Raw genomic sequence first — 10,286 nt, 5'->3', positions numbered from 1 at the left:
GTCGGGACGAGGAGATGGTCGCCAATCGGCCGAACAAGGAGATAGAGGAAATGAAGCAACCGTAGGCTTGACAATCATCGCCCCATACAAGCGAGTGAGCGGCGTGTCGGTGGTCATCGGCGCTTTCCGGTAGGGTTTGGTTGTTGACGCCAACCCATTTCGGAAGGACCACCGATGACCGACGACATGATGAACCTACGCACGCTCGTGGAGAAGACCCCCGATGCCGATCTGCTACGCGAGATGATCGGCTTTGCCGCCGAACGGCTGATGGAAATGGAGGTGGGCGCGGCCACTGGTGCCGGCTATGGCGAGAAGACCCCTCTGCGGCTCGCTCAACGCAACGGCTATCGCGAGCGGGATTGGGAAACGCGGGCGGGAACCGTCGAACTTCGCATTCCCAAACTCAGGAAGGTTCCTACTTCCCGGGTTTCCTTCGAACCGCGCCGCATGGCCGAGAAGGCGCTGACCGCCGTCATCCAGGAAGCCTATGTGCAAGGCGTCTCGACCCGGTCGGTTGACGACCTGGTCAAGGCGATGGGCATGAGCGGCATCTCCAAGAGCCAGGTCTCGCGGCTGTGCGAGGAGATCGACGGCAAGGTGACTCGAGCGGCCGATCGAGGGCGATTGGCCATACTTGTGGATCGATGCCACTTACCTCAAGGTGCGCCGCGGCGGGCGCATCGTATCGGTCGCCGTCATCATCGCCGTCGGCGTCAACGCAGACGGTTGCACCGGTTCCGATGTGTTGGCGGTGTTCTGTGAGGCGATCAGCGCCTGTATGCCGCCGGCCTTCTAGGGTCTCACGCGCTCGGGTGAGAATCCCTTTTCAATCCTGCCGAGTACTTCATCGAGCGCCGCCCTCAGCGCATCAAGGCCGCCATGCTTTTGAAAGTCCGCTAGCACCAGTTCGTTCAGGCCACCTCGCGTCGCGAATGCACGACTGAGTTCGGCGAAGGGAATGTCGGATGGTGCCTCTAACGCGGTTTTCGATAGCTCGGTGAACAGGGGCGCAAGATAGGACCGCGCCTTGTCTCCGGGCATCCCTTTCGCGGCCAGCCATTCGGACGCGCCATTCATGATGCCGAAATAGGTCGCCATTAAGGAACTGGCCGCAGCAAGCAGCTCGTACTCCTTGCCTGAGCCGCATTGCACGACGGAGCCTAGCACCTCGAAGATTTGCCGCTGTCTCGGAATCGCCTGGGTAGACTGCGGTAACGCCCCTCCGCTCTGCAACGAAAGGCAGAGGGATCGCCTGCGTCAGCCGAACATCCGAGCCGATCCAGCCAAGAAGCGTCGCTCGGTCGGTTGCAGCCATTACGCTGATCACAGTCTGGCCACCTCGAAACGAGAGGGATCTGACAACGTCCTCCGCAATCTGAGGACGAACCGCGAGGACAAGGGTATCGCAAGTGTCGACAATTGATTGATTGTCGGCTGCGACCATTACCGCCCGGAAATCCCTGGCGAGTTTCGAGGCAATTTCGGCATTGCGCTCAGACACCACAACGTGCGCCAGCGCCGCCGGCTCCCGAAACAATCCTCGCACGATGGCATCGGTGATGGTGCCCGTTCCAATGAAGCCGATTTTCCGAGCAATCATAATCTATTTGGCAGCCACGAGGGGCCCAAGACTGACGTCAGTCGTGTAATTTTCACGCATGAAGTCGATGAAGTTGGCCTGAAATTGGCGCGTATGTGCATGCGCCAGTTCGTCAGCCAGGTCGACGTTCTTCTCCCTGATCGCGTCGAGCATGAGGTCGTGCTCGTCTGTGAGAAGGTACCCGTCATGGGTCCGTTCCAGATATTCGAAATGCAGGTGGAGCATTCTCTGGCCCTGCGACAGCAGCTTCTCATAAAACGACGCTAAATACGGGTTCCTGCCAGCATGCGCGATGGCCATGTGGAATTCTTTGTTGGCTTCCGACATCGCCAGATGGTTTCCGGTCCTCACCGCTGCCTCGAAAGCCTTCTGGCGTTTTGCGATCGTCTTCAGATCGACTTCGCTGCGCAATGCGGCCGCGAGCCGGGTATTCATGCGCTGCGCGATATCCAACGCCTCGACATATTTGGGAAAGGTGTCGACTTCGATCGGCGCCACGATCGTGCTGCGGTTGGAGAGCGTCACCACGAGCCCGTCCGATGCCAACCTGATCAAGGCTTCCCGCACCGGCGAGCGCGACATGTTGAAACGATCGGCCAGGGTCATTTCATCGAGAAGCTGGCCGGGGGGCAGCGTGAGAGCAAGTATCTCGTTGCGAAGCGTCTCATACACGCTCTTCGATCCGGTTCCCCGGATCCGCTTTACTTCCAATTCGTCAGCCACTCAGGTCCTCGCTCAATACAGCGCATCGTCTTGCAGATCACTCGATCTTCCAAACGCGCCGCGCGTGTTCCCGGTCCTCAAAAGCAGACAACTCCCTTGAGTGCAGCTCGCCATCCGGCTGCGACTCCCCTGCCTACCCAGTCAACCTATCGCGAAAATCCATCGAGGTCGACAGTGTGCCGACCGGCGGATTACGTTATCCCGTCTCAGCCCGCAAATTTTCCTATTGACTTTGTCGACATGTAGACGACAATTCCAATCACGTCGACACGGAGACGACAAGACCGCTCGGTCATTGGGCGCCGCCATGTCAGGATCAGGAGAGATGAGATGAAACTTACAGGTGTGATGCCAGCGCTTGTGACGCCGTTCCACGCCGACAACAAGGTCGACTTCAAGGCCCTCGAAAAACATATGACGGCGCTGCGCGCCGCCGGCGTCACGGGCTGGGTTCCCATGGGATCGACCGGCGAATACTTTTCCATGTCGAATGACGAGCGCGAGGCTGTCCTGAAATTCGTCAAGGACTTCGCCAGTGAAGGCGAAATCCTGGTTGCAGGCACCAACGCGCCGGCAACGCGTGAGGTCATCCAGAATACTCTGCGTGCCAGGGAAATCGGCTACGACACCGTGCTCCTGGCGACGCCCTTCTATACGCGTCCCACCCAGGAAGAGCTTCTTGCACACTACCGTGCGGTGCTCGACGCCACCGGCGTCAACCTGGTTCTCTATAACTATCCGCCGAAGGACGGCATCGAGATTTCCTTCGAGCTTATGGACGCTCTCGCCGACGATCCGCGGGTCATCGGCATCAAGGAAAGCTCGGGCGTGCTGCAGCGCGCCGTCGATATCCACGCCCGTTACAATGGTCGTATCGATCTCGTTTCCGGATCGGATGACATCGCGCTCGACTTCATGTTCTGGGGTGCCGATTCCTGGATCTGCGGCCCGGCCAATTGCATGGCGAAAGCCTGCTGCGATCTTGACCGTACCTTCCGCTCCGGCGATCTCAAAAAGGCGCGCGAGATGATGACGGTGCTCTACCGGGCCATGAACATCCTCGAGAGCGGCAAGTTCGTGCAGAAGATCAAATATGGTTGTGAACTGCAGGGCACGCCGGTCGGCAAATGCCGCGCTCCGCTCGGTGAGCTGACCGATCAGGAGAAGGCGGATTTCCGCGCGGCCATGGAGCCGATCCTGAACTGGTAAGCGATCGCACACGCCGGGCGCAGAACTTCCCGCGCCCGGCCCTTTCGCTCATGGGAGCTTCCGTGTCGCCTATCCTCGTCGCCGGCGCCGGCATAATCGGCACTACAATCGCCTACGCATTGCAGCGGCGCGGCGAGACCGTCGTTCTGATCGATCGAAATCAGCCGGGCAGGGGTGCATCCTTCGGCAACATGGCGAGCATCGCGGTGACCGAGTTCATGCCGGCATCGCGACCTGGCATCTGGGCACAAATGCCGAAATGGCTGCTCGATCGGGAAGGTCCGGTGCGAATCCGCCCCACCTATATGCCGAAGCTGGTACCGTGGTTCCTGCGCTTTCTCGCCGCCAGCCGGCCGTCGAAGCTGCGCGAGCTGGAGACCGCCGGTGCCGCACTCTGCGGGCGCGTACCTGAGGACCTGGGAGCGCTTCTGAGCGAGACCGGGCTGCAGCACATGCTGAGCGCCGAAGGTTGTCTCAGCCTTTATGCCGACGAGGCGGAATTCCGCGCTGACCGCGACCATATTGAGATCCTCGAGCGCTTCGGTTCACGCCACCAAGTGCTCCGTGGCGATGCAATCCGCGATCTGGAACCGGCACTTACGAACACGATCGACAAGGCAGTCCTTTTCCCCGACAACCGCTCGATATCGGATCCGTACAAGCTGGTCGTAGCGCTGGTCGAGGCGTTCCAGGCGCTGGGCGGCACGGTCGTGCGAGGCGATGTCGTGGCCTTCGAGCAAAATGAGACGGGGATCATCTCCGCGCTGCGGCTCAAAGACGGACGACGCGTTGAGGCCGATCGCGTCGTGCTTGCCGCCGGGGCCTATACTGCCGGCCTGTCCGCCAAGCTGGGCGAACCGATTCCCCTCGAAACCGAGCGCGGCTATTCCACGCAGATCATGGCCCCCGGCATTTCCATGCGCCACTCGATCATCTGGCCAGCCCGAGCATTCATGGTGACGCCTACGGCCGGCGGCATACGCGTCGGCGGCACCGTGGAAATGGCGGGTCTCGAAGCTCCGCCGGACTACCGCCGTGCCAAGGTGCTGGTCAAGCGGGCGAAGGAAGCCTTGCCGGACCTGAAGGTCGACGAGGCCAGCGAATGGATGGGCCACCGCCCCGCTTTGGCCGACACGGTACCAGTCATGGGACCTTCCGCGAAGCACCGCAATGTTTTCTATGCAACCGGCCATGGGCATCTGGGACTGACCTATGCGGCGACCACCGGCCGGCTAATCGCCGATCTCATAACGGGCGCCAAGCCGCCCATCGACATGAAGCCCTATCGCGTCGACCGCTTCTAGAAAGCGCCGCGATGCTCGACAGGAAGGGAAGCACCATGCGAAGCCAACTCTATATCGATGGCAGATGGGTTCAGCCCGTGAACGGCGGCAGCACTGAGGTCATCACGAAATACGTCACCCACGATCCCCAGGCCTGGTAGGAGCCGGCACATGCGCTTCGAAAAATCCCTCGAACTTTTGCTCGTCCATTGCCAGGGCGAGGTCGGTCATGTGTTGACCGGCGGCGCGCCGGAAATCCCAGGCAGCACCATGCTCGACAAGATGAACCACATCAACGCTGTGGATGACAGCCTGCGTCGCTTCGTCACCAGAGAACCGCGCGCGAATGTGGCCATGTCGGTGAACCTCCTGGTCGCGCCGACCCGAGCCGATGCGGATGCCGGCTTCATCGTGTTGCAGGCAGACAAGGCTCATCCCATGTCTGGCAGCAACTGCATTTGCGTCGTCACGGCGCTTCTCGAAAGCGGACGCGTCGCCATGCACGAGCCGGAGACAGTCGTACGGCTGGACACGCCTGCTGGCCTGATCGTGGCGCGGGCGCGCTGCGAAAATGGACGCTGCCTGTCCGTCAGTCTCGACAACGTGCCGAGCTTCGCGGAGCTGCTTGACCACGTAATCGACACGCCGCAATGGGGCAAGGTTAAGGTCGATGTCGCGTTCGGCGGCGTCTACTATGCTCTGGTTTACGTGGGCCAGATCGGGCTTTCCATCAAGCCATCCAACGCGCGCGGGCTCGCCGAAGCCGGTATCGAGCTCAAGCGCCTGCTCGCGGAGCAGGTGACGGTGAGCCATCCCACGCTCTCGGGTGTCAACGAGATTGCCTACGTCATGTTCCGCGATCACGAGCCCGATGGCGCGGTGCGTACCTGCACGACGCTGCCGCCGGGCCGGGTGGACCGCTCGCCATGCGGCACCGGAAGTTCCGCCAACCTCGCGGCGCTTTTTGCACGCGGCCTGGTGAAAGTCGGCGATGCTCGCATCTCGCGGTCCATCATCGGCGGCGAGTTCACGGCCGAGGCGATAGGCGAAGCGGAAATCGGCGGCCGCAAGGCCGTGCTGCCGCGCATCACCGGCCGCGGTTATGTATACGGGCGCTCACAATTGCGAATCGCAGACGACGAACCGTTCCCTGCCGGCTTTGTGCTCTCCGACACGTGGGGGCTGCAGGTCGATCTTTTGAAGTAGGCGAGACAACGATGGACAAGACACTTGAGGGCTTGACTGTTCTGGTCACCGGGTCCTCCGTCGGTATCGGCGCCGCAATCGTCGAACGTCTTGCCGCAGACGGTGCGCATCCAATCATTCACTACGGTCGTGACAAGGCAGGTGCCGAGGCGGTGCTTGCGCGCATCGGCGGCGCTGGCCTGATCCTGCAGGCTGACCTTTCCATCGCGGAGGGGCCATTCGAACTCTGGCATAAAGGCGGTCGAGGTGGCGGGTCGGATACACGGCCTTGTCAACAATGCCGGCATTCGCACCGAGATTTCGATCGAAGCCTCGGCCGAGGATTGGAAATCGGCGTGGCAGAAGGAGTTTCAGATCAAGTTTTTTTCGCCGCCGCCGACCTCGCGAAGGAAGCTATCCGGCACTTCATGACAAACGGCGGCGGACGCATCGTCAATATGGCGAGCCGCGCCGGCCAGCGCGGCTATGCGGCGGACGCCATGCCCTATGGCGCGAGCAAGGCGGGGCTCGTCAATTTGACGAAATCCATTGCTCGCTCTTTCGGTGCTGATGGCGTGACGGCCGTTGCGATCGCGCCGGGCTGGGTGCGAACCGATATGGCTGAAGATTTTGTCGCGGTGCACGGCAAGCACGCCGCGGTGGCGGACATTCCGATCGGCGAGATGGCGTTGCCGGCCGTGATTGCCGAGCTGGTCGCCTTCGTGATGCGCCCTTCGCAGGCCTCGCTCAACGGTGCGACGCTCGACGTCAATGGCGGCAGTTACATTCGCTAGGGACGAGGTGCAGTTTCGTGAAACGTTTTGAAGGCAAGGTGGTAGTCGTCACAGGTGCGGGCGGCGGCATTGGATCGGCAATCGCTCAGCGTCTGGCATCGGAGGGTGCGCTGGTCGTCGTCACCGATTGAATTCTGAGGCAGCTGCCGCGGTGGTCAAGGAAATTGAGGCGGGCGGCGGGGCTCCAACGCGATTGGGGCTGACATTTCAAAGCGGCAACCTTGCTACGAACTGAAAGCCAGGTTCTCGCCTTGAAGGGTCGGATCGACATCCTCATCAACAATGCGGGGATCAACCGGCGCGGCAATCTGCTCTCGCTGTCCGACGAGGATTGGGATATGTCCTTTACGGTCGATCTCCATTCGATGTTCCATCTATGCCGAGCAGCTCTGCCGCACATGATCGCGTCTGGCGGCGGAGCGATCGTCAACACGCGTCGCAATGGGACCTCCATCCCGCGCCAAACCACATAGCCTACAACACCACGAAAGCGGCTATAGCGGCCTTTACCCAGAACCTTGCCCGCGACTTTAACCATCGCTTGATAACGAAATCGATGCCGCGGTGCAGGGTACGAGATGAGGGCCGGAATCGCTCTATCCGAACGATGCCGACCCTCTGGAAGCCTGCAGCGCTTTCCGAGGAGGACACCTTGGCGGCAGCTAGCAGGGCTTACGCTTGCGAAGATAGCACATCGAAAGAAAGGGACCAGCCACCGACCATGTGACTGATCCCCAATATTCACTCGCAGCCGACCCGGGGACTTAGGGGTTTGGGGGACTTTAGGTCGGCGCTGCGGGCTATGTGCACGATAGCACTTTAGCAGGAGCTTGGATAAGGAATTCCATGCTGCGGTGCAGGGGAAAACGAGCCAGGCGGAAAGGGCCAGCTCGTGTACTGTTCCCTGCTCGGAAAACCGGAGACTTTCGTCTTTCTGGGGTCCACGTTCATCTGCGGTAATTCACGCTGAGGGCGCTTCCAGCTTCAACGGAGGACCCGCGGCGACCGCATGCGGGCGAAACTCCGGAGCATCAAGGCGCAACTGCGGCAGCGGATGCACTGGCCGATCCCCGAACAGGGGCGATGGCTGAGGCAGGTCACGACGGGGCATTTCGAGTACTTCGCGGTTCCCGCGAACGGCCGGGCGATTACTGCGTGCCGGGATTGTGTGACCGACCTCTGGCGAAGGGCGCTGCGGCGCCGCAGCCAGAAGGACGGCTGCACGTGGGAGCGTATCGCGAAGATAGTCGCCGACTATCTCCCCAAGCCCAGGATCCGTCATCCTTGGCCCGATGCGCGTTTCGCCGTCAATCACCCGAGGTAGGAGCCACGTGCGGGAAAGCCGCCTGCGTGGATCTGTGCGGGGGGCGCCTAGCAATGGGCGTCCCTACCGCGATCCATTAGAAATCGAGGCGCGCAGTAAAGTCGACTGCCAGGACATGTAGATTTTTCTCCGCGCAACAATGTTGAAGGCATGAAAGTAACCGCTGTGCAGCCGGTCAGCCAAATCGGGTCACCCCAAGCTCGCCGGATGCGTCTTGCCGGACCGTTTCTCCTGCATCATTTCGTAACTGATCTTCTAACCATCTTTGCGAGCGTTCATCCCATTCGCTCTGAAGCATATGAACCTGGCGACGGTGGAAACACGACGGTCTTGCTGCCGTTGAGGAAAACTCGTCCGTGGATGTGAGCGTGAATGGCCCGAGCCAGTGCTTGTGCCTCGACGTCACGGCCGAGGCTGACGTAGTCGTCATTCGACTGCGCATGGGTCACACGAATGATGTCCTGCTCGATGATTGGCCCTTCATCCAGATCTGCGGTGACGTAATGCGATGTGGCGCCGATCAATTTCACGCCGCGCTCGTAAGCCTGCTTGTACGGATTGGCGCCTTTGAAAGAAGGCAAAAACGAATGGTGGATGTTTATGATCCGCCCGGACATCTTCTGACACATTTCATCAGAGAGAACCTGCATGTAACGGGCAAGCACGATCAGCTCGGCCCCCGTGTCGGCCACGACACGCATTTGCTGTGCTTCCGCTTCGGATTTGTTGTCTTTTGTCACCTTGATCCAGTGAAACGGAATGTCGTGATTCACTACGACCTTTTGATAGTCCATGTGATTAGAGATCACTGCCACGATATCAATCGGAAGAGCGCCAATACGCCATCGATACAGGAGATCATTGAGGCAGTGGCCGAAGCGCGAGACCATAATGACGACTTTTCGCTTCTCGGCCTCGTCGAAAAATTCTGCTTCCATCCCAAAGCGCGACTCGATCGGGTTGAAACCTGCGCGCAGTTCTTCGAGTTCACGCCCGCCTTCGGAACGGAAGCTCACCCTCATGAAGAAATTGCCGGTGTCAGCATCGTCAAACTGCGCGCTGTCTGTGATGTTGCAAGCCTGATCGGCAAGAAATCCTGAGATGGCAGCGACGATCCCCCTGGTGGAGCGGCATTTCACCCGAAGTGCAAAGCTGAACATCGTTTCCTCCTCGGTAGTCGCATGCCGGCAAGGTACGGCGAAATGCTGACAGGTGGCGAGCAGCAGGTGGCCACTTCACTATGCAGAAACCCGGAGCTCGCGGGTCCACTTGCAATTGTGTCCGCGCAATTCTCAACGGAGATTAGAGCGAATAAAATCCATACTAAGATTGAAAGCCTTCCCAGCATTGCTTAGCCGATGAATCTCGCGAGAAAACGGCTCGTAGGAAAAAGCGCCAGAATAACCTCTATCAATCAAAGCACGGATCTGATCGATATTGCCGAGCCGGTCGCGTTCGTCGACGAGGATTCGATGGCCATCTTGCATCTCCTCGGGGCTGAGGTTCGGATCGACGACGCCGGAGATGTGGACGATGCCCGTATGCTCAGGAAAGAACTCGCTCTCACCAGCAAGATAATGGTGAAAGGTGTCGTGAACGAGCTTATAGCGCCCGCCGCCGCCGACCGCCTCGATCGCCGCGACGGCACCGGCCTTGTACCGCAGCGACGAGGTCACGAAACCCAACGGCTCGACAAGCGCCACCAGGTCGGCTGCGTTCAGCATCGGCAGGATCTCGCCCAGCGAGCGACGCAGCGCCTCGTCGCGGCCGCCCTCGCTGTATTGCGGTGCATCGTTGCGCGGAATTAGGCTGATCGACTCTGCGCCGGCCTCCTTGGCTTGCTCGATGAGCAACTGGACCTTCGCCCGCAGGGCTTCCGACCAGGCATTGAATCCATAGACTTCCGAAAGACCGAGAAGCCGCAGGCCTTTGGAGCGGGCGTAGTTGCCGATCTCCGCCGGCGCTTCGCCGTTGAAGAACGATGCGTTCGTCAGCTGCTTGTCCGCCAGGTCATTGCGCAGTTCGACCCCGACGCAGCCGAGCGACGCCGCAAGATCGAGGAAAGCGCGGCAATCGAGCCTCGGCGCTGCCATATGGTTCATAGCGAACTTCAGTTGAGCTGTCATAGAAACTCCTCATTCGGTCGCAGTTTGACCGATTTTGGC

General features: G+C 60.2%; 7 protein-coding genes and 4 pseudogenes. 7 read left to right on the top strand and 4 right to left on the bottom strand.

Going from position 1 to position 10,286, the window contains the following annotated elements; translation table 11 throughout:
• Nucleotides 1-174: 174 nt before the first annotated feature.
• Nucleotides 175-799, top strand: a pseudogene (locus ABID26_RS36185) (transposase).
• Here ABID26_RS36185 and ABID26_RS36180 read toward each other — a convergent pair.
• Both ABID26_RS36180 and ABID26_RS36175 read right to left on the bottom strand, forming a co-directional pair.
• Nucleotides 796-1,603, bottom strand: a pseudogene (locus ABID26_RS36180) (pyrroline-5-carboxylate reductase). The pseudogenes ABID26_RS36185 and ABID26_RS36180 sit on opposite strands and share 4 nt — an antisense overlap.
• Before the next feature lie 3 nt (nt 1,604-1,606).
• On the bottom strand, nt 1,607-2,326 hold the full coding sequence (locus tag ABID26_RS36175) for a GntR family transcriptional regulator (protein ID WP_041002081.1): 720 nt from the start codon (nt 2,324-2,326) through the stop codon (nt 1,607-1,609).
• A gap of 330 nt (nt 2,327-2,656) precedes the next feature.
• On the opposite strand from ABID26_RS36175, the gene dapA reads away from it, so the two are divergent.
• The 6 genes and pseudogenes from dapA (at nt 2,657) to ABID26_RS36145 (ending at nt 8,121) form a co-directional block, all read left to right on the top strand.
• Nucleotides 2,657-3,535 (top strand): 4-hydroxy-tetrahydrodipicolinate synthase, encoded by an 879-nt coding sequence (gene dapA, locus ABID26_RS36170; RefSeq protein WP_354418279.1) that lies wholly within the window; start codon nt 2,657-2,659, stop codon nt 3,533-3,535.
• 50 nt (nt 3,536-3,585) lie between these two features.
• Nucleotides 3,586-4,839 (top strand): NAD(P)/FAD-dependent oxidoreductase, encoded by a 1,254-nt coding sequence (locus ABID26_RS36165; protein ID WP_354418278.1) that lies wholly within the window; start codon nt 3,586-3,588, stop codon nt 4,837-4,839.
• Between the two features lie 150 nt (nt 4,840-4,989).
• Entirely contained in the window at nt 4,990-6,024 is a 1,035-nt protein-coding gene (locus ABID26_RS36160) for a proline racemase family protein (RefSeq protein ID WP_354418276.1), read from the top strand.
• Between the two features lie 11 nt (nt 6,025-6,035).
• Nucleotides 6,036-6,797 (top strand): annotated as a pseudogene (locus tag ABID26_RS36155) (SDR family NAD(P)-dependent oxidoreductase).
• Nucleotides 6,798-6,814: 17 nt separating this feature from the next.
• Nucleotides 6,815-7,270, top strand: a pseudogene (locus ABID26_RS36150) (SDR family oxidoreductase).
• 536 nt (nt 7,271-7,806) lie between these two features.
• Nucleotides 7,807-8,121: a retA reverse transcriptase gene (locus ABID26_RS36145; RefSeq protein WP_354418274.1), complete on the top strand. Its 315-nt coding sequence runs from the start codon at nt 7,807-7,809 to the stop codon at nt 8,119-8,121.
• Between the two features lie 275 nt (nt 8,122-8,396).
• Here the strand turns inward: ABID26_RS36145 and purU are convergent, their stop codons facing one another.
• Together purU and ABID26_RS36135 are read right to left on the bottom strand one after the other, a co-directional pair.
• Complete coding sequence (gene purU / locus ABID26_RS36140) at nt 8,397-9,281, bottom strand: formyltetrahydrofolate deformylase (RefSeq protein ID WP_354418272.1); 885 nt, start codon at nt 9,279-9,281, stop codon at nt 8,397-8,399.
• Between the two features lie 132 nt (nt 9,282-9,413).
• Nucleotides 9,414-10,247: a TIM barrel protein gene (locus tag ABID26_RS36135; RefSeq protein WP_354418270.1), complete on the bottom strand. Its 834-nt coding sequence runs from the start codon at nt 10,245-10,247 to the stop codon at nt 9,414-9,416.
• Nucleotides 10,248-10,286 lie beyond the last annotated feature (39 nt).

Origin of the sequence: Mesorhizobium shonense (genome assembly GCF_040545255.1) — a bacterium.
In the GTDB taxonomy this organism is placed as follows: domain Bacteria; phylum Pseudomonadota; class Alphaproteobacteria; order Rhizobiales; family Rhizobiaceae; genus Mesorhizobium; species Mesorhizobium shonense.
Note: the sequence above shows the minus strand (reverse complement) of the source record. Positions and strands in the feature narration are given on the sequence as shown.